The 18,343-nt window shown below is 68.5% G+C and carries 19 protein-coding genes; 10 read left to right on the top strand and 9 right to left on the bottom strand.

Going from position 1 to position 18,343, the window contains the following annotated elements:
• Positions 1 to 16 precede the first annotated feature (16 nt).
• The 3 genes from SK803_RS11180 to SK803_RS11170 are packed head-to-tail and all read right to left on the bottom strand — an operon-like array spanning position 17 to position 1,271.
• On the bottom strand, positions 17 to 385 hold the full coding sequence (locus SK803_RS11180) for a VOC family protein (RefSeq protein WP_319965805.1): 369 nt from the start codon (positions 383 to 385) through the stop codon (positions 17 to 19).
• Positions 382 to 750 carry an SgcJ/EcaC family oxidoreductase gene (locus SK803_RS11175; protein ID WP_319965804.1) on the bottom strand — a complete coding sequence of 123 codons (369 nt, stop codon included), beginning with the start codon at positions 748 to 750 and terminating at the stop codon, positions 382 to 384. The genes SK803_RS11180 and SK803_RS11175 overlap by 4 nt, the downstream gene beginning before the upstream one ends.
• Entirely contained in the window at positions 747 to 1,271 is a 525-nt protein-coding gene (locus SK803_RS11170; RefSeq protein ID WP_319965803.1) for an MPN domain-containing protein, read from the bottom strand. The genes SK803_RS11175 and SK803_RS11170 overlap by 4 nt, the downstream gene beginning before the upstream one ends.
• Positions 1,272 to 1,417: 146 nt before the next feature.
• Between SK803_RS11170 and SK803_RS11165 the strand changes: the two genes are divergently transcribed.
• Positions 1,418 to 2,359, top strand: a complete 942-nt coding sequence (locus SK803_RS11165) for a LysR family transcriptional regulator (RefSeq protein WP_319965801.1) — start codon at positions 1,418 to 1,420, stop codon at positions 2,357 to 2,359.
• A 5-nt stretch (positions 2,360 to 2,364) separates the two neighbouring features.
• Here the strand turns inward: SK803_RS11165 and SK803_RS11160 are convergent, their stop codons facing one another.
• The 3 genes from SK803_RS11160 to SK803_RS11150 form a co-directional block, all read right to left on the bottom strand.
• Complete coding sequence (locus tag SK803_RS11160; protein ID WP_319965800.1) at positions 2,365 to 3,528, bottom strand: PQQ-dependent sugar dehydrogenase; 1,164 nt, start codon at positions 3,526 to 3,528, stop codon at positions 2,365 to 2,367.
• 137 nt (positions 3,529 to 3,665) lie between these two features.
• A complete protein-coding gene (locus tag SK803_RS11155) occupies positions 3,666 to 4,823 on the bottom strand; it encodes an RNA-guided endonuclease InsQ/TnpB family protein (protein WP_319965799.1) in 1,158 nt (385 codons plus the stop codon).
• Between the two features lie 93 nt (positions 4,824 to 4,916).
• Positions 4,917 to 5,810 carry an alpha/beta fold hydrolase gene (locus SK803_RS11150; RefSeq protein ID WP_319965798.1) on the bottom strand — a complete coding sequence of 298 codons (894 nt, stop codon included), beginning with the start codon at positions 5,808 to 5,810 and terminating at the stop codon, positions 4,917 to 4,919.
• Here SK803_RS11150 and SK803_RS11145 point away from each other — a divergent pair.
• The 3 genes from SK803_RS11145 (at position 5,809) to SK803_RS11135 (ending at position 7,823) form a co-directional block, all read left to right on the top strand.
• A complete protein-coding gene (locus SK803_RS11145; protein ID WP_319965796.1) occupies positions 5,809 to 6,753 on the top strand; it encodes a 2-hydroxyacid dehydrogenase in 945 nt (314 codons plus the stop codon). The genes SK803_RS11150 and SK803_RS11145 overlap by 2 nt on opposite strands.
• Before the next feature lie 79 nt (positions 6,754 to 6,832).
• A complete protein-coding gene (locus tag SK803_RS11140) occupies positions 6,833 to 7,570 on the top strand; it encodes a DoxX family protein (protein ID WP_319965795.1) in 738 nt (245 codons plus the stop codon).
• A gap of 10 nt (positions 7,571 to 7,580) precedes the next feature.
• A complete protein-coding gene (locus tag SK803_RS11135; protein WP_319965794.1) occupies positions 7,581 to 7,823 on the top strand; it encodes a hypothetical protein in 243 nt (80 codons plus the stop codon).
• Here the strand turns inward: SK803_RS11135 and ilvD are convergent.
• The 3 genes from ilvD to SK803_RS11120 form a co-directional block, all read right to left on the bottom strand.
• A complete protein-coding gene (gene ilvD, locus SK803_RS11130) occupies positions 7,820 to 9,664 on the bottom strand; it encodes a dihydroxy-acid dehydratase (RefSeq protein WP_319965793.1) in 1,845 nt (614 codons plus the stop codon). The genes SK803_RS11135 and ilvD overlap by 4 nt on opposite strands.
• A gap of 77 nt (positions 9,665 to 9,741) precedes the next feature.
• Complete coding sequence (locus SK803_RS11125; RefSeq protein ID WP_319965792.1) at positions 9,742 to 10,167, bottom strand: vitamin K epoxide reductase family protein; 426 nt, start codon at positions 10,165 to 10,167, stop codon at positions 9,742 to 9,744.
• Positions 10,164 to 10,628 (bottom strand): PH domain-containing protein, encoded by a 465-nt coding sequence (locus SK803_RS11120; RefSeq protein ID WP_319965791.1) that lies wholly within the window; start codon positions 10,626 to 10,628, stop codon positions 10,164 to 10,166. Before SK803_RS11120 ends, SK803_RS11125 begins: the two co-directional genes overlap by 4 nt.
• A gap of 232 nt (positions 10,629 to 10,860) precedes the next feature.
• On the opposite strand from SK803_RS11120, the gene SK803_RS11115 reads away from it, so the two are divergent.
• The 6 genes from SK803_RS11115 (at position 10,861) to SK803_RS11090 (ending at position 18,197) form a co-directional block, all read left to right on the top strand.
• Positions 10,861 to 12,693 carry an acetolactate synthase large subunit gene (locus SK803_RS11115; RefSeq protein ID WP_319965789.1) on the top strand — a complete coding sequence of 611 codons (1,833 nt, stop codon included), beginning with the start codon at positions 10,861 to 10,863 and terminating at the stop codon, positions 12,691 to 12,693.
• Entirely contained in the window at positions 12,693 to 13,199 is a 507-nt protein-coding gene (ilvN, locus tag SK803_RS11110) for an acetolactate synthase small subunit (protein WP_045310681.1), read from the top strand. Before SK803_RS11115 ends, ilvN begins: the two co-directional genes overlap by 1 nt.
• A 22-nt stretch (positions 13,200 to 13,221) precedes the next feature.
• Positions 13,222 to 14,235, top strand: a complete 1,014-nt coding sequence (ilvC, locus tag SK803_RS11105; RefSeq protein ID WP_319965788.1) for a ketol-acid reductoisomerase — start codon at positions 13,222 to 13,224, stop codon at positions 14,233 to 14,235.
• Positions 14,236 to 14,306: 71 nt separating this feature from the next.
• Positions 14,307 to 14,570, top strand: a complete 264-nt coding sequence (locus SK803_RS11100; protein WP_319965787.1) for a DUF397 domain-containing protein — start codon at positions 14,307 to 14,309, stop codon at positions 14,568 to 14,570.
• 372 nt (positions 14,571 to 14,942) lie between these two features.
• On the top strand, positions 14,943 to 15,350 hold the full coding sequence (locus SK803_RS11095; RefSeq protein ID WP_319965786.1) for a hypothetical protein: 408 nt from the start codon (positions 14,943 to 14,945) through the stop codon (positions 15,348 to 15,350).
• An 84-nt stretch (positions 15,351 to 15,434) separates the two neighbouring features.
• A complete protein-coding gene (locus SK803_RS11090) occupies positions 15,435 to 18,197 on the top strand; it encodes an AfsR/SARP family transcriptional regulator (RefSeq protein WP_319965784.1) in 2,763 nt (920 codons plus the stop codon).
• The last annotated feature ends 146 nt before the right edge of the window (positions 18,198 to 18,343 follow it).

Raw genomic sequence — 18,343 nt, 5'->3', positions numbered from 1 at the left:
GCAGCGAAAACGCCCCTCAGGACTCCCCGGCGCCCGGCGGCAGGAAGCCGTGCGCGGACAGATCGAACCAGTTGCCCTCGGGGTCGATCGCCCGGTACTCCGCGAACGGCCGGTCACCGCCACGCAGCGCCGGACGAGGTTCCAGCGACTCCAGGTACGGCTCGACGGACTCGACCTGGAACCCGAAGTGGTTGAACCCGGTCGGCACGTCACCGTCCAGCCGCTGCTGGATCAACGCCAGGTTGAGGTATCCGTCGGTGACGAAGTGGCTGCCGTCCGGGTCGGTGTGGAACAGCTCCATCCCGAACCGCGAGGTGTAGAAGTCCGCCATCTGCTTCGCGTCCTGCACGACGAACGCGATGTGCCGCAACCGAGGCCTGGTCATGACGTTCCCTTCGGGATCATGTTGTGGAACGCGGCGATCTCCCACCCGTCGGCACGCTGCACCACGACGGCCTGCGCGTGGGTGGTGATGCCAGCCGGGGCGATGGAGGACGTCACGTGGACGACCGAGATCCCGTCGGTCAGCGGCCTGATCAGGCTGATCTCCGCGGTGAGCAAGGTGGCGCGGTACGGCCCGGCGAACAGTTGCGCGTGGCCCGCAGCCACGGCCCGCCGCCCGAACAGCTCCTCACCGCGCACGGTCACGAAGTCGACGTCCTCGGCGAAGACACCGGCGAACGCCTCGCTGTCGCCGTTGGCCCAGCCCTGCTCCATGCGCTGCCACAACGAGTAGATCTGTTCGCTCATGCGTGGTTCATCCTCAACGGCAGGCGCAGGCACTCGGCGTCCCACGCGGCAAGCGAGTAGTAGAGACCGCCATGGCGGCGTTCGAGGTAACAGACGACGTTCACGGGCCACCCGCTGTTGCGGAACATGTGCTCGTCCATCGGCGTCGGGTTGTCGCTCAACGGCCGGTCGCGCTCGCACTCGGGCCCCAGCCGGTGCCAGTCCGGGTGCAGGTGGATCGAGCCGAGAACGTCCAGGTCCCGTGAGTCCGCCGAGCGCGTGATCGCCAGCAGGTCGGCGGGGTCGAGCCACCACGCCCGCACCGGGTTCTCGTACGCCGTGCCGAACCGCGGCACGATCGTCGACGCGAACTCCTCACGCGCGGAGGGGTCGGTCAGCCGCGCGTTGCGGCCGAACGCCACCTCCTGGACCACGGCCTCCGCGTCGGCGCAGCGGCCGAGCAACACCGCGAAACACGGTCTCGGTTCGTCCTCGGTGATGAAGGAGTATTCGGCGGACGCGGCCTCCAGAAACGTTTTCACTGCGCGATCCGAAAACAGCACCGCCTCGGTGTGCGTCGGGCGCTCGGCCAATTTCATCACGCTGGCGAACGTATCGAGACCGCGATGTCTCACGCGAGATTCCGGAGGGTGTTGGGGCTATTACATTCAGCGATAACATCGGGCGCATGCGTCTCGAAGTGCGGCACCTCGAACTGGTCGTGGCGATCGCCGACTGCGGCAGCATGCGCAAGGCGGCCGCACGCCTGCACCTCACCCAGCCCGCTGTGACGACGCAGCTCAAACGCATCGAGGACCATCTGGGCGGGGCGCTGTTCCTGCGCACGGCCGATGGTGCGAGGCTCACGCCGACCGGTCAGGATTTCGTGCGGGAAGCGCGGTCGATGCTCGCGCAGTTGCACTCGCTGGAACTCGTAACGCGCCGTAACGCGCACAGTTCCGGCGCTCCTACCAGGCTCGCGGGAATCCCCGCTCATCACTTCGGACTACTCGTGGCCGCCTTAGGCGACAACGTCACGAGCCGCACCGTCAAGGAAACCGGCACGCTCACCGCGTTGCTCACCACCGGCGAACTCGACATAGCTGTCCTGCGTCAGTTTCCCGGTACTCCGCTCACATTGCCGCCGAACGTGGGACATCGCCTGCTCACCCGCGAGCCGCTGTTCGTCGGCGTGCCAGAGCACCACCCGCACGCGGCCGAGCCCGAGATCCGGCTCAGCGCACTCGCCGGCGACAAGTGGGTCATGCCGGAGCCGGACGACAGCGGCATGAACGCCCACTTCGCCCGCGAGTGCGCGGCGGCCGGGTTCGAGCAGCGGATCGCGCACTTCAGCAGCGAGGCGCACGTCGTGCTGACGTTGATCAGGGAGTCCGGCGCGGTGTGCCCGCTCTACCCGGTCGGCGGCACCCCGCCGGGCGTCGCGCGGCTGCCGATCGCCGGGAACCCGCTGGTCCGCGAGGTCGTGCTGGCCTGGCGTCGCGACGCGCCGGTCGCCGAGGAGATCGACGACCTGTGCGAGCAGGTCGCGGCCGGGTACCTGAAGCTGGTGGAGGAGAGCGACGTCTACGCGCGGTGGTGGCGCACAGGTGGCGAAGCGTTCGCGACCTGAGGGACTTAGTCCTTGCCCGGGATCTCGCTGTCCGAACGCACCACGATCGCCACCCTGTCGTCCGACGACACGGGCTGGCCGCCGACCTTGTTGATCGTGCCGACGAGCGCGGCCGAGTCGTTCAGCTGCTCCATCGGCCCCATCCTGCCGAGGCCGTTGGCTTCGTCCATGGTGACGGTCGGCTTGCCCGTGAACGCGCCGGTGGGGTTCATCGGCAGGTTCTGCAGGCCGGGAGTCTTCGCCGTGCTCACCCAGAGCACGTTCGACAGGGACGCGCAGCCCATCACGCCCGGCCGGTCCGGCCAGGTCCACGCCGCGTCACCGAGCTTGCCGGGGGTGACCTTGTAGATGGCGTCGGCGTTCGCCGACCAGTCCGTCACCCAGATCATCGCGGCGTCCGCGGACACGCACAGGCCGCCCGGTAGCCGCAGGCCGGAGGTGACGACGGCGCTGCCGGCCGTGGGGTTGCCCTGGGCGGGCTGGCCTGATCCGTCGATGCGCAGCACCTTGCCGGCGAGCGAGTTCGGGTCGGCAGCGAGTGCCGGGTTCCCCGCGTCGCCGGTGGCCACGAGGATCGCGCCCTTGCGGTCGCTGGCCAGCGCGCCGCGGTTGCCGGTAGGGCCCTTGGGGATGCCGGTGAGGATGGGCTTCGGGGCGTCACCGGGCGCGATGCGCAGCACCCGGTTGTCCGTCGCGGTCGTCACGTAGACGTAGGCGAGCTGATCTTCGGCGAACGTGGCGGACAAGGCGAGGCCGGTCAGGCCGCCGTCGGTCGTCGCGTCGACCTCCAGCTGGGCGATCACGACCGGGTCGACGTCCTTGGTGACCTTGACCAGGCGTCCGCCGCGTTCCGTCGCGTACGCCGCGACACCGCCCTGGGCGTCCGCGCCGATCGGGGCGACCCCGGTGACGGTGTTGAGGCACGTGGCTATCACCAGGGGGCTGAAGTCCTTGCAGCCCTGCGGCGGCGGCACGCTCGTCGGGGCGGGGTTGCGGCCCTGCTCGCCCGGCGTCGGCCGGAACTCGCCCGGCAGCTCGGGCTTCGGGCCCGCCTGCGGGGTCAGCTGTGGTTGTGCGCTCCAGCTCGTGGGGGCCGGCTCGTCAGGAAAGCTCGCGCAGCCCCCTGCCAGCAGGCAGGCGGCGGCCAACAACGCGACGGAACGAACCACGGTGCCCAGGCTAGGTGCGAGACCGTCAACTCCTGGTTAGCGAAGAAAACGAGCTTGCGGTCGATTCCTCCAAGCCAAGTCGCGTTCCTCGTCCGCCACTGGCTGTGACGTGCGGGGCCGCATCTACCCACAACTGCTCAGGCAGCTGTGGGTAAGGGCATGTTGACGAATACCCACGCGCGCCGTGCGCGGTCACGGATGTTCACGGCGGCGACGACGTCGGCGGGTCCAGCGAGACCGCATCGGCGACACGAGAACGTGTCCCTGGTGGGACGGTTCGAGCGGGATGTGTGCGTGCACCTGGGGCACATTTGCGATGTGTGGTGGGCGTCGACCAGCAGCACCGGTACACCAGCCCGGCGGGCCTTGTAGGTGATGTGCTGTTCGAGCTGGTGGAACGGCCAGGATGACTGTGTGGCTCGCTGGTGCCGGTGGAGCCGTACCCGGCCGCGGATGCCGTGGAGTTCCTCCAGGGCGATGCCGCGGCCGGTGCGTTCGGCAACAGCCACGATCTGCTTGGCGATGCGGTGGTTGATGTGGGTGGCGTGACGGGCCTCTTTACGTGCCCGCCTCTTCAGGCGACGGTTCGCTGATTTCGTCCGCTGGGCCTGGAGTTCGGCGCGCTTGCGGGCGTGCCAGCGGCGGTAGCGTTGCAGGCGGCGGCCTTGGAAGTTGTCCAGGTCCGAGGTGGTGGCCAGGTTGGTGATGCCGCGGTCGACGCCGATCCAGTCGGCAGGCTCGAACACCTCGGGTTCTGGGATCTCGCAAGTGGCGATCAGGAACCACATGCCGTCGCGGAACAGCAAGTCCGACTCACCCCGGCGGTGGGCGTGCAGCGTCGTCAACTGGTCCGGCGAGCAGGCGAACTGGATGTCTTTCAACCTGCCCGCGGTCGTCCAGATGCTTACCCTCCGCGCGTCCAGCCACCACGACAGGCACCGATCGTCGAACGGCTGCGCTGCCGTCGCCCGGTACTCGATCGGCTTCGACTCGGCCTTGATGCGGCGCTTGGACTTCTCTCCGCCGAGGTTTCCTGCCCGGATCGTGGCATGCAGGGCGGTGTAGGCATCGACGACTTTCTTCACCACCCGCACCGAGGGCTGCGCCGACAGACCGAACCGATTCTTGATCTCGCGGTAGCAGAGTTTCTGCAACTCGTTGCGAGACTTCACGTTCCGCTCGAACGCCACCCCTGACGTGTAATCCGCGGCCTCGTTGCAGGCATGCAGGGTTGCCGCCAGCGCCGCCGCCTGGACCGGCGTCGGTAGCAGCTTCACCTGCACCACCAGCTTCACGCGAAGGATCGTATCGAACGTGTGTTCGCCAGGTTCCTTCGCTGCTTCGGCTTCCTCTCGGCCGCGAATCGGCCGAGATTCCGCCGGTCACCATCAGGTGAACGTCCCTCCGACCGTCGTCTCGATCGCGAAGTCGACGGCACGCACCCGGTCGAGCAACAGGTCCAGCTCGGCCGCCACGACCTCCGGTGCCTCCAACGGCACGTAGTGGCTGCACGGCAGCACCCTCAGCCGTGCCTGGGGCAGCGCGCCGACGGGGCCGGACATGCTCTCCGCGGTCGTCAGCACGTCGTCGCGACCGGCCAGCAGTGTGATCGGGCACACGATCGGGCTGAGGTCCTGGCGCGCGGCCTCGCCGAGCGCGAGCGCCAGCGTGAAGTACCAGCGCCAGTCGTGCTGCAGGAACCGGGCGACGGCGTTCGTCACGGCCTTCGGGTCGCTGCTCGGCTTGATCACCCCGCTGTGCCGCAGCAGGAACGTCGTCAGGTCGGTCACCGGGACGCGGTGCAGCACCCTGTCGAGCAACGGTCCGGCCTGCCTGAGCATCCGCGTGGCCAGGTGGCCGGCGAACCGGCGCGCGTTCTTCGGGATCACCGGCAGCATCGCGTCGAACGAGTCGCCCGGCGCGCCCGCGACGAGCAGCAGGCCCGCCACCCGTTCGGGATGACGCAACGCCAGTTCGGCCGCGATCGTGACGCCCATCGACCAGCCCATGACGACGCACCGCTCGATGCCCGCGTCGTCCAGCACGGCGATCGCGTCCGACACGTGGTCGTCCAGCGAGATGTTCCGCTCGTCGACCGGCCGGTCCGAGCCCATCGTGCCGCGCATGTACCAGCCGAGCAGGCCACCGCGCTCGGACAGCGACGGCCACGACTCCGGGCCGGAACCCACGCCGGGACACAGCAGCACCGGCGGGCCCTCGCCCGGCGCCTGCCACGTTCGGATCTTCGTACCGTCCCAGGAGGTGACGTCGTGCTCCCGCATGGTCGACATTCTGACGTACTTTGCACTGGTGACGCTCACCGTGCTCGTGCCAGATGATTTCGGAGTTCAGGCGCTGTCTCAGGTGGACGGTGTCCGGCCTGTTCGCTACACGCCGGGGCAACCGCTGCCGTCAGACGGGATCGACGCCGAGGTCCTGGTGCCGAAGTTCCTCGCCGGCACCGATCCGCGCGACGTCTTCGCGCAGCTGCCGAATCTCAAACTCGTGCAGTTGCTGAGCGCGGGCGCGGAGAACTTCGTCGGCAAGGTGCCGGACGGTGTGATGCTGTCCACTTGCCGTGGCGCGCATGGCGGCAGCACGGCGGAGTGGGCCATCGGCGCGTTGCTGGCGATCTACCGGGAGTTCCTCGTTTTCGAAAAGTCCCGCGTCGAGGGCCACTGGGACTACCACCTGACGGACACCTTGCAGGACAAGAAGGTTCTGATCGTCGGCGCCGGCGACCTCGGCGATCAGCTGCGGCGGCGCCTCGAACCGTTCGACGCCACCGCCGTGCTGGTCGGCCGCACCGCCCGTGACGGCGTGCACGGCGTCGACGAGCTGCCGGACCTGCTGCCGGAGTTCGACGCGGTGGTGATCTTCACGCCGATGACCGAGGAGACCCGGCACCTCGTCGACGCCAAGTTCCTGGCCGCGATGAAGGACGACGCGATCTTGGTCAACGGCGCCCGCGGCCCGGTCGTGGACACCGACGCACTGCTCGCGGAGCTGAATTCCAGGCGACTGCGCGCGGCCCTCGACGTGACCGATCCCGAGCCACTGCCGGCGGATCATCCACTGTGGACCGCACCGGGCCTGCTGCTGACCCCGCACGTGGCCGGATCCTGCACGGGACACGCACAACGCGCCTACGCGATCGTCGCGTCGGAGGTCGCTCGCTACGCCGCGGGGGAGCGTCCGCGCAATCTTGTGAACGGGAGTTACTGACGGCCGCTAGTCCATCTGGGTGAAACTGGGCTGCCGTTCGGCCCTCGCGCGCCCGCGCGGGGTCTCCTAGCGTGCGGGCGTGGCTACTCACGACAAAGGCTCGACCACATCGAGCGCTTTCTCCGACGACTCGTTCTACTCGAGCAGCGGAGGGGGAGTGCACCACTTCGACGACGGCACCACCAGAGTCGGCGAAGGCGCCGGATCGCCGTACGACTCGTCGACCAAGGCGTTCGACACGACGGGCTACACGCCACTGGACAAGTCCACTGTGGACAGCCCGGCGTACGCGGACGACGACCCGTTCGACGACGACCGCAAGAAGTTCGGCTGGACGGCGGGGCCGGACATCGGCCTGCTCGGGCTGCGTGCCGTGCTCGGCGGCATCTTCGTGCTGCACGGCCTGCAGAAGGTGTTCGGTCTGTTCGGCGGCCCCGGCATCAACGGCTTCGCGCAGTCGCTGGAGAAGATGGGCTACCGCGAGTCGGTCGTCCTCGCCTGGGTCACCGGCATCACGGAACTGGCCGGCGGCGGGCTGCTCGTCCTCGGCCTCTTCACGCCCCTGGCCGCGGCGGGCCTGCTGGCCGTGATGGCCAACGTCATCGCGCTCCAGTACAAGGGCGGCTTCTTCGGCCCGAACGGCGTGGAGCTGGAACTGGCGCTCGCGGGCATGGCGTTCGCGGCGCTGTTCGCCGGACCCGGCCGGGCGGCACTGGACTACAACCGCAGCTGGTTCCGCCACCCGCTGGCGGCCGGTTTCATCGCACTCCTGCTCGGAGCCGGTGGTGCGGCGGTGACCTTCTTCGTGTTCCGGTAAGAACTGCTGAATGCGGAAGAACCTGACGGGAGCGGTGCTCCAGCTCGCCCTGCTGGTGATCGGGATTCCGATCGTCTACCTGGTGGCGTTCCCGTTCGGTCTCACCGCCAAATCCCTGCTACCGCCGCTGGGTCTGCTCGCGGGCCTCATCGTCGGCGGCGCCATGGTCAAGAGAACGAGCCAGCCCGTCAGCGGTCCGCTGACGGGCTGGCTCGTGTTCGGCGCCTGCTTGGCGCTCGCGGCAGTTCTTTAACGGCTCGGGTCGCGCACCGCGCCGGTCGACGCGTCGGTCGCCATCCGCGCGTAGGCCCGCAGCGCGGCCGTGACGGGACGAACGCGGTCCACCGGCTGCCACGGCCGTTCGGAGGCCTCCATCTTGGCGCGGCGCTCGGCCAGCACCTCGTCGTCCACCAGCAGCTCGAGGCGCCGCTCGTGCACGTCGATCAGGATCCGGTCGCCGTTCTCGACCAGACCGATCGTGCCGCCGCCCGCCGCCTCCGGCGAGATGTGACCGATCGACAGGCCCGACGAACCGCCGGAGAACCGGCCGTCCGTGATCAGCGCGCACTTCTTGCCGAGGCCGGAGCCCTTCAGGAACGCGGTCGGGTGCAGCATCTCCTGCATGCCGGGGCCGCCGGACGGGCCCTCGTAGCGCACGACCAGCACCTCGCCTGCCTGGATCTCCTTGTTCAGGATCGCCGAGACGGCCTGCTCCTGGGACTCGACGACGCGCGCCGGGCCCTCGAAGTGCCACAGCTCCTCGTCGATGCCGGCGGCCTTGATGATCGCGCCGCGCTCGGCCAGGTTGCCGCGCAGCACGGCCAGGCCGCCGTCACGGGTGTAGGCGTGCTCGAAGTCGCGGATGCAGCCGCCGGCCGCGTCGGTGTCCAAAGAGGACCAGCGGTTCGACGTGGAGAACGCCTCGGTGGTGCGCACGCCACCAGGGGCCGCGTGGAACAGTTCCAGAGCCTCCGCGGACGGGTTCTCCGCGCGGATGTCCCACTTGCCGAGCCACTCGGCCATCGTCGGCGTGTGCACCGAGGTGACGTCGTCGTGCAGCAGCCCGGCGCGGTAGAGCTCGCCCAGCAGTGCGGGAATTCCGCCGGCCCGGTGCACGTCCTCCATGTGGTAGTCGGAGTTCGGCGACACCTTGGACAGGCACGGCACGCGGCGGGACAGGTCGTCGATGTCCTGCAGCGTGAACTCGATCTCGCCCTCCTGCGCGGCGGCGAGGATGTGCAGCACGGTGTTCGTCGAGCCGCCCATGGCCATGTCGAGCGCCATCGCGTTCTCGAACGCCTTGCGGTTCGCGATCGACCGCGGCAGCGCCGACTCGTCGTCCTCGCCGTACCAGCGCCTGCACAGCTCCACCACGACGCGGCCGGCCTCGGAGAACAGCTCGCGGCGCGCGGCGTGGGTGGCGAGCGTGGAACCGTTGCCCGGCAACGACAGGCCCAGGGCCTCGGTGAGGCAGTTCATCGAGTTCGCGGTGAACATGCCGGAGCAGGAACCGCACGTCGGGCACGCGGAGCGCTCGACCTCGGAGAGCCCGTCCTCGCTCACGGCGGGGGAGGCCGAGGCGGAGATCGCGGTGATCAGGTCGGTCGGCGCGACGGCGACACCCTCGACGACGACGGCCTTGCCGGCCTCCATCGGCCCGCCGGACACGAACACGACGGGGATGTTGAGCCGCATCGCCGCGTTCAGCATGCCGGGGGTGATCTTGTCGCAGTTCGAGATGCACACGATCGCGTCGGCCTGGTGCGCGTTGACCATGTACTCGACGGAGTCGGCGATGATCTCGCGGCTGGGCAGCGAGTAGAGCATTCCGCTGTGGCCCATGGCGATGCCGTCGTCGACCGCGATGGTGTGGAACTCGCGTGCCACGCCACCCGCCTCGCGCACCGCCTCGGCCACGATGTCCCCGAGATCGCGCAGGTGCACGTGGCCGGGCACGAACTGCGTGTAGGAGTTGGCGATCGCGATGATGGGCTTGCCGAAGTCGCTGTCGGTCATGCCGGTCGCGCGCCAGAGGGCGCGGGCACCCGCTGCGTTGCGGCCGTGAGTGGTGGTGCGAGAGCGGAGCTGAGGCACTGCTCCTCCAGATTCAGTTCAAGAAAAAACGCGCGGGACGCGGGGGTGAGGGCGTCCATCAGTCTGGGAGCGGTGCCTCAAAGGTTACTTGTGCGCAGACTCGCGGCCACCAGCAGATAGGCCAGTGCGAGCGTGATCACGTGCACGACGGTGCACCACAGGCAGATCTTGCCGATGATGAGGATCTCGGCGGCGACCAGGTACACGACCATCAGCACGCCGACGCCGACCGCTCCCAGCCGCACCCACCTCAGCGCGTCGATCCGCCACGCGAACGGGAGGCAGATGACGGTCAGGAACGCGAAGAACGCCAGACCGAGGAACGCGACGGGGATGCCCAGCAGCTCCGACTGATCGCTCGTGGTCACGGTCTCACAGTCGATGACCGCGTCCGCCGAGCACAGCAGCGCACTCGCGTTGAAGTGCGTGTACGTCAGATAAGCCGAGGTCAGCAGGCCTGCGATGGACAGCAGCAGGCTCAGCAGCGGAACCCGTTTGATCACTTCTCCGACTGTACGGACTCTTCCACGACTTCTTCCGCAACCTCGTCGGCCGCGTCTTCGGTGACGTCCTCGGCGACGGCTTCCGGCACTTCTTTGATCGTCGGGTCCGGCACCCGCCCACCGCTCACCAGTGACAGCGCCGGCAGGTGCATGAACCGCACCGCGGGCAGCGTCACCTCGGTGTCGTCCTCCTTGACGGCCTTGAGCCAGCCCTTCCGCACCAGGCGGATGGACTTCACCTCGGACCACTTCAGCGTCGTCGAGCCGAAGACGCCACGTGCGACGAGCGTGTCCTCCGTGACCGTCGTGCGGTTGCGCAGGATCCAGTACGCGTACCCGAGGGGGAGAACGTAGAGCGCTTGCAGTCCCGGAGCGACCCACGCCACAGGGGTCACGCAGATGGCGATCAGACCCGCTGCGAGCAGCGCTGTCGCCGGGATGCGAAAGACCAGCTTCTTCACCCGGACGATTGTTCCACGTCCACGATCCGGGAATTCCATCCCGCAGAGTTGACGCACTCTTGCGCGAGGCGATAACGTCCGCTTCATGCAGCGCACGCTCGTTCTCGTACTTCTCAGGCGCGTCGACGCCTGAGCCGAACAGCCTGCGTCGACGCGCGACCCTCGCACGACCCAACTTCGGGTTGTCGAGGGTTTTTTCGTGTCCGGACCCCGATACCCACGAGGCAATGAGATGACCAGCGCACCATCGCGACAGGCTTCCGAGCCCACGTCGCCACGTCCAGGTCCGCGGCCCAAACCGGCCCCGCCCAGTGGCGCACCGATTCGTGTAACCGGTGCTCAGTCGCTTGTGCGATCGCTGGAGGCGGTCGGCTGCGAAGTGGTGTTCGGCATTCCCGGCGGGACGATCCTTCCCGCGTACGACCCGCTGCTGGACTCCACGAAGGTCCGGCACATCCTCGTCCGCCACGAGCAGGGCGCTGGACACGCGGCGACCGGATACGCGCAGGCCACCGGCAAGGTCGGGGTCTGCATGGCGACCTCGGGACCGGGTGCGACCAACCTCGTCACCCCGATCGCGGACGCGAACATGGACTCCGTGCCCATCGTCGCGATCACCGGCCAGCAGTCGCGGCCGCTGATCGGCACGGACGCCTTCCAGGAGGCGGACATCTGCGGCATCACGATGCCGATCACCAAGCACAACGTCCTCGTGACCGACCCGGCGGACATCCCGCGGGCGATCGCGGAGGCGTTCCACATCGCGTCGACCGGCCGACCCGGCCCGGTCCTCGTCGACATCCCGAAGGACGTGCTGCAGGAGCAGACCAGCTTCTCGTGGCCGCCCGACATGCGCCTGCCCGGTTACCGGCCGACGACCCGGCCGCACGGCAAGCAGGTCCGCGAAGCCGCCAAGCTGATCGTCAACGCCCACAAGCCCGTTCTCTACGTGGGCGGCGGCGTGATCAAGGCGGACGCCCACGCCGAACTGCTGCGCCTCGCCGAGGAGAGCGGCATTCCGGTCGTCACGACGCTGATGGCGCGCGGCGCGTTCCCGGACTCGCACGAGCAGCACATGGGCATGCCCGGCATGCACGGCACCGTCGCGGCCGTCGCGGCGATGCAGAAGTCGGACCTGCTGATCGCACTGGGCGCCCGCTTCGACGACCGCGTCACCGGCCAGCTGAACTCGTTCGCGCCGGACGCGCAGATCATCCACGCGGACATCGACCCGGCCGAGATCTCCAAGAACCGCCGCGCCGACGTGCCGATCGTCGGTGACTGCAAGGAGATCATCACCGAGCTGATCGACGCGCTGCGCACCGAGCGCGAGACGGCGACGAAGGTCGACCTCGCGCCGTGGTGGGCGACGCTGAACTCGATCCGCGAGACGTTCCCGCTCGGCTACGACTGGCCGGAGGACGGCACGCTGTCGCCGCAGTACGCCATCGAACGGATCGGCGTGCTGTCGCCGGCCGACACGATCTACACGGCGGGCGTCGGCCAGCACCAGATGTGGGCCGCGCAGTTCGTGAAGTACGAGCACCCGCGCACCTGGATCAACTCCGGCGGCCTCGGCACGATGGGCTTCGCGGTTCCCGCCGCGATGGGCATCAAGGCCGGTGTGCCGGACCGCACGGTGTGGGCCATCGACGGCGACGGCTGCTTCCAGATGACCAACCAGGAGCTCGCCACCTGCGCCATCGAGGGCCTGCCGGTGAAGATCGCCGTGATCAACAACGGCAACCTGGGCATGGTCCGGCAGTGGCAGACGCTGTTCTACGGCGAGCGGTACTCCAACACGGATCTGGGGACGCACAAGCACCGCATCCCAGACTTCAAGCTCCTGGCGGAGGCACTCGGGTGCGTCGGCCTGCGGGCCGAGTCGCGCGAGGAGGTGGACGAGGTGATCGCGAAGGCGCTGGAGATCAACGACCGGCCGGTCGTGATCGACTTCGTCGTCGGCAAGGACGCCCAGGTGTGGCCGATGGTCGCGGCGGGCACCGGCAACTCCGAGATCATGGCCGCCCGCGGCATCCGCCCCCTGTTCGACGAGGATCTGTGATGACCAGGCACACGCTGAGCGTTTTGGTCGAGGACAAGCCCGGTGTGCTCGCGCGCGTCGCCGGCCTGTTCTCCCGCCGTGGCTTCAACATCGAGTCGCTGGCGGTCGGCCGCACCGAGTACCCCGACATCTCCCGCATGACCATCGTGGTGTCGGTCGACGAGCTGCCGCTGGAGCAGGTGACCAAGCAGCTCAACAAGCTCATCAACGTCATCAAGATCGTTGAACTGGAGCCGGCCGCTTCCGTTCAGCGGCAACTGGTTCTGATCAAGGTCCGGGCCGACGCGACGGTGCGGTCCCAGGTCCTCGAGACCGTTCAGCTCTTCCGCGCGAAGGTCGTCGACGTGTCGCCCGAGGCGGTCACGATCGAGGCCACCGGCACGTCTGAAAAACTCGACGCGTTGTTGCGCATGCTGGAGCCCTACGGGCTTCGCGAGATCGTCCAGTCCGGCATGGTCGCCATCGGCCGTGGCGCTCGTTCCATCACCGCCACCGCGGTTCGATAAATCCAGAGAGTAGGGAATTACAGTGAGCGTCGAGATCTTCTACGACGACGATGCCGACCTGAGCATCATCCAGGGCCGCAAGGTGGCCGTGATCGGCTACGGCAGCCAGGGCCACGCCCACGCGCTGTCCCTGCGCGACTCGGGCGTCGAGGTCCGCATCGGCCTGCAGGAGGGCTCGAAGTCCCGCGCCAAGGCCGAGGAAGAGGGCCTGGAGGTCGGTACGCCGGCCGAGGTCTCCGAGTGGGCCGACGTCATCATGATCCTGGCGCCGGACACCGCGCAGCGCCACATCTACGCGAACGAGATCGCCGCGAACCTCAAGCAGGGCGACGCGATCTTCTTCGGCCACGGCTTCAACATCCGCTACGGCCTCATCACCGCACCGTCCGGTGTGGACGTTGCGATGGTCGCGCCGAAGGGTCCCGGTCACCTGGTCCGCCGCCAGTTCGTGGACGGCAAGGGTGTGCCCGCTCTCATCGCGGTCGAGCAGGACGCCTCCGGCAACGCGCAGGCCCTCGCCCTGTCCTACGCGAAGGGCATCGGCGGCACCCGCGCCGGCGTCATCAAGACGACGTTCAAGGAAGAGACCGAGACCGACCTCTTCGGCGAGCAGGCCGTTCTGTGCGGTGGCGCGTCGGCTCTCGTCCAGGCGGGCTTCGAGGTGCTGACCGAGGCGGGCTACGCCCCCGAGGTCGCGTACTTCGAGTGCCTCCACGAGCTCAAGCTGATCGTCGACCTCATGTACGAGGGCGGCATCGCCCGCATGCGCTACTCGATCTCCGACACCGCCGAGTTCGGTGACCTGACCCGCGGCCCGCGCGTCATCACCCCCGCGGTGAAGGAGGAGATGAAGAAGATCCTGGGCGAGATCCAGGACGGCACCTTCGCCAACGAGTGGGTGGCCGAAGACGACAACGGCCGCGCGAACTACAAGAAGCTTCAGCAGGAGGGTGAGAACCACCCCATCGAAGCGACCGGCAAGAAGCTCCGCGACATGATGTCGTGGGTCGACCGGCCGATCACCGAGACCGCCTGATCTTCTTTCCCGCGAGGGGCCCGCAGCATGCCGCTGCGGGCCCCTCGCTCATATCCGATAGTTTCTTTCGCATGACCGACAGCGCGCCGATCTACGACGACAAAGCCCATGTGCGCGGAAACCTGGACCTCCGCGACGCGGAGTGGAAGCGCCCGCCGGAGCCCGAACCGGAGGACGGCCACGTCGAGATCGCCTTCGTGCCGCACACCGACGGCGCCACCTACGTCGCCATGCGCAACTCCAAGCAGCTCGAACCGGTCCTCGTGTTCACGATGGCCGAGTGGGACGCTTTCGTAGCGGGCGCCAAAGACGGGGAGTTCGACGAGCCCTGGTGAGCATCCCCAGGCCGGCGAACCGATCGCGTGACCTCGGCCCGGTGCTGCTGCGCACGTCCGCTTCCCGCACGCGATCCGCGCGCCGCCGCGCACCGGTGGCCGTGATCAACGCGACGACCTTCTCCGCACCGAGTTCCGCCCGGAGCTCCTCGATGGTGGAGAACTGCCGGACGGACCTCCCGTGGAGGCCGTCGAGGAATCCGTTCCTGAGTTCTGTCAGGCGCGTCATGAGCGGAAGCTAGCAAGGCGCGAGCCCGTGGTCAGCCGGTTTTCCGCCTGGTTCATGACCTGCGCAATGCAGAAAGCGTGCAAGAAACCTGCACGACCCCTCGGTCAAGGTGGCCTCACACCTGCCGAGAAGGGGAGAAAGCCTTGAGGAAGATTCTCGTGACCGCCACGGCCGCCGCGCTCACCGCGGCGGCGCTGCTCGTGCCGGGAAGCGCGTCGGCGCAGGACCTGGGCGTGCAGGCCGCGTGCAACCCGGACAAGAACGTGAACATCCACGTGCAGAAGCGCGGCAACTTCATCGACGGGCTCGGCGGGTTCTTCAACTGCGACCAGGCGACCACCGGCTTCACGATCATGGTCCAGGAGAAGACGACGCTGAGCTGGAAGGACCACGTGGTCCGGTCCGGCGTGTGGAAGACCAACCAGTACGCCGTCACCACGTACACCTGCAACGGCACGAAGACGAAGACGTACCGCGCGCTCATCAAGAGCGGCATCGGCACCCACGCGTGGATCCGCACGTCCAACAGCATCAAGGTGGCGTGCGGGTGATCTCCGCTCACCAGCCAGGGGGAAAGCCCGCGTCCCTCGCCTTCGTCTGTGGTGTCATGGACGAAGGCGAGGGGGCGGTGTTGCGTGGCGGTGGTGGTGCGCCTGCTGGGCGAGGTCAGCACGGAGATCGACGGCCGGCGCGTCGACCTCGGCACACCCAAGCAGCGCTGCGTGCTCGCCGCGCTGGCCGTGGACGCGGGCCGCGTGGTGCCGGTGGACCGCCTCGTCGAGCGGGTGTCGGGTGCCGATGTGGCACAACGGTCGCGGGCGACGCTGCAGAGCTACATCTCCCGCCTGCGCCGCGCGCTGGCCGCCGCCGACAACGTGAACATCGTGCGCCGCTCCGGCGGTTATGCCCTGATCACCGACACGGCCGAACCGGTGACGGACCTGCACCAGTTCCGCGATCTGTGCTCGCGCGCCCGAGGTGACGACGGCCAGGCGGTGCGGGCGTGGACCGAGGCACTGGCGCTGTGGCAGGGACAACCGCTGACCGGCGTCGACGGTGCGTGGGCCGAAGCCGAACGCGACCGGCTGTGCCAGGAACGGCTGGCCGCCGAGCACGACCTGGCCGATGCCCTGCTGCGTCTCGGAAAAGGCGGTCAGCTGGTGAGCGAGCTGTCCGCGCGCAGCGCAGACCAGCCGCTGGACGAGCGGGTGGCGGGCCAGTACATGCTCGCCCTGCACCAGGCAGGCCGCACCATCGACGCCCTGGAGCACTACCGCCAGGTCCGCGCACGCCTGGTCGAAGAACTGGGCACCGAACCCGGCGCCGCACTGCAGGACCTGCACCAGCAACTGCTGAACGCCGACTCCGCCCTGGCCGGCGCGTTCCGCAACACGCTCGCGGAACCGGTCGTGCCCCGCCAGCTCCCGATGCCACCCGCACCGTTCGTAGGCCGTCAGGACGAACTGGACGCCCTGAACACCGCCCTGGACCCCTCGGCCACGACGGTCATCACCGCCATCGCCGGTTCGGGCGGCGTGGGCAAGACCTGGCTGGCCCTGCACTGGGCCCACCAGCACGCCCACCGCTTCCCCGACGGCCAGCTCCACGTGGACCTGCGCGGCTTCAGCCCCGACGGCGACCAGCTGCACCCGACGGTGGCAGTACGCGGTTTCCTGGACGCCCTGGGAGTCGAGTCCGGCCGCATCCCGGTCGACCCACACGCCCAGACAGCACTGTTCCGCAGCCTGATGGCGAACAAACGGATGCTCCTGCTGCTCGACAACGCCGCCGACACCACCCAGATCACCCCACTGCTACCAGGCAGCAGGTCCTGCACCGTCCTGGTGACCAGCCGCAACCGCCTGCCAGGCCTGATCACCAGCCACAACGCCCGGCACGTGTCCGTGGACGTCCTCGACGAGCCCGCAGCCCGCAACCTCCTGGCCGCCCGGCTCGGCACCACCGCAGTAGCCGCCGAACCCGCTGCGGTGGACGAACTAGTACGCCTGTGCGGCGGTTTCCCGCTTGCGTTGAGCATCATCGCGGGCCGAGTCCACACCTACTCCCGCTCGTCCCTCCCCGCGATCGCCACCGAACTACGCGAAAGCCTGCTCGACGTCCTGGACGAGGGCGACCCAGTGGCAAGCCTGCCCGCCGTCCTCTCCTTGTCCTACAACGCACTCACCGACGAACAGTCCACAGTCTTCCGCCTGCTGTCCATCGCCCCGGGCCCCGACATCACCCTCCCCGCCGCCGCATCCCTGACCGCCCTCTCTCCACCCCAAACCCGAACCGTGCTCCGCGCCCTGGAGCAGGCCTCCCTGATCACCCAGGACACCTCCGGCCGCTACGGCATGCACGACCTGATCCGCCACTACGCCGCGTCCCAACCCCTGCCACCAGACGCACGCGAAGCAGCACTACGCCGCGCGATCGACTTCTACCTGCACACAGCCCACACCGCCGACCGCCTGGTGCACCTGCACCGCGTAGACATCGAACTGGACCCACCAACCTCCCCACCCCACCCGCTCCCAGACGCGGCGGCGGCCATGGACTGGTTCCAAACCGAACACCTCTGCCTGCTGGCCGCCCAACACACCGCCGCAACCCAGGAGTGGCACCGGCCCGTGTGGCAACTGGCCTGGTCCCTCTCCACCTACCACCAACTACGCGGCCACCACCGCGACCAGATCAACACCTGGCAAACCGCCCTCCCCGCCGCCGAACACCTCCCAGCCCCAGCCGTCCTAGTGCTGGGCCACCGCCAGCTAGGCCTCGTCCACGCCGAACTGGGCCAGCACGAGCAAGCCATGACCCACCTGCAACAGGCCCTGTCCCTAGCCGAACAACAGGGCGACGAAACCGCCCAAACCCACACCCACACAGTCCTGGCCAGGGCCTACGAACAACAGGGCAACGACCAGCAAGCCCTGGAACACTCCCTCCACTCCTTAACTCTCAGCCGCTCCCTGGACAACCCGGTCTGGCAAGCAGGGGCCCTGAACGGCGTCGGCTGGTTCTACGCCCGCCTCGGCAACCACGAACAGGCCCGCGAACACTGCCAAGCCGCCCTGTCCCTCTACCGCGCACACCACGACCCCTCCGGCGAAGCAGGCACGCTCGACAGCCTCGGCTACATCGCCCACCTCGCAGGCGACCACGAGGAAGCCGTGGACCACTACCGCGAATCCCTGGCCCTGCAACGCGAACTCATCTACGACTACGCAATCGCCGAAGCCCTCGCAGGCCTAGGCGCCCCACACGCCGCCCTGGGCCAGCACGACGAGGCCCGCGCGGCCTGGCAAGAAGCACTGGAGATCTACCAACAGCAGGGCCGAACCGAAGAGGCACAACGCATCCAGGCCCAACTAGACGCCCTCGACCGCGCCACCTAGCACGCGATGCCGTAGGCGAGCCCACGCCGAGGCCGCAGGCGAGGCGACCCGATGGCGAAGCCGAGGCGTCTTTAACGCTTGGAACGGGAGGTTCCGGTGGGTGGTCCCGTCACGAGTCGTGCCTCAGCTCTTGCTGCACCCGAAGG

This window comes from Lentzea miocenica, assembly GCF_033949945.1.
GTDB classification, from domain to species: domain Bacteria; phylum Actinomycetota; class Actinomycetes; order Mycobacteriales; family Pseudonocardiaceae; genus Lentzea; species Lentzea miocenica.
This window is presented reverse-complemented; position numbering and strand designations above follow the sequence as displayed.